Genomic DNA, 655 nt, shown 5'->3' on the forward strand with positions numbered 1-655 from the left:
ACAGCTACCAGGTCAAGAAACACAACGAGCCGGCCAGTATCCGCCATCAGAACCCGGCCACGATCACGATCCGCAGGCTGACACCCAGACCAGCAGCATGATCAAATTAGGCTACGTGGCATTGGGTTAGGGGGTACCCGCGCTGACCTCGTCAGACCATGGTTGTTCACGCGACGCCCAGGGGCAGTCTTGATCGTGCCCCACCCGAGCCTTCCTTCGGCGCAAGCCTTTCGCCGGGCTCCCGGCCTCAGCAGACGCCGTCGTGGCCGAGCCCGGGGCCGTGCTCGCCTCCAACACCTCGTCCATCCCGATCATGAAGCTGGCCATCGTCACCGGCAATCCCGGCCGAGTCGTCGGCGTGCACCTGTTCAACCCGGTGCCGGTCATGAGCCTGGTCGAGGTCACCCCGTCACTGCGCACCAGCAAGCAGACCCTGGCCACCACCAGCTCCTTCGTCACCGACGTGCTCGGCAAGCAGGTCGTGCTGTCCACCGACCGCCCGCCTTCGTGGTCAACTCACTGCTCATCCCCCTACCTGATCCCCGCCGTGCGCATACTGGAGTCCGGCGTCGCCTCCGCCGCCGACATCAACCGCGCCATGGTCCTCGGCTGCGGCCACCCGCTCGGGCCCCTGGGCCTCATTGACCTGATCGGC

General features: G+C 66.3%; 1 protein-coding gene. It reads left to right on the plus strand.

Annotation, left to right across the window (positions count from 1 at the left end; genetic code table 11):
* Positions 1–262 precede the first annotated feature (262 nt).
* On the plus strand, positions 263–655 hold a 393-nt coding region (locus QMK34_RS47620; protein WP_326421652.1), incomplete at its 3' end, for a 3-hydroxyacyl-CoA dehydrogenase NAD-binding domain-containing protein.

The sequence above is a fragment of the Amycolatopsis sp. H20-H5 genome, assembly GCF_035828755.1.
Classification (GTDB): Bacteria; Actinomycetota; Actinomycetes; order Mycobacteriales; family Pseudonocardiaceae; genus Amycolatopsis.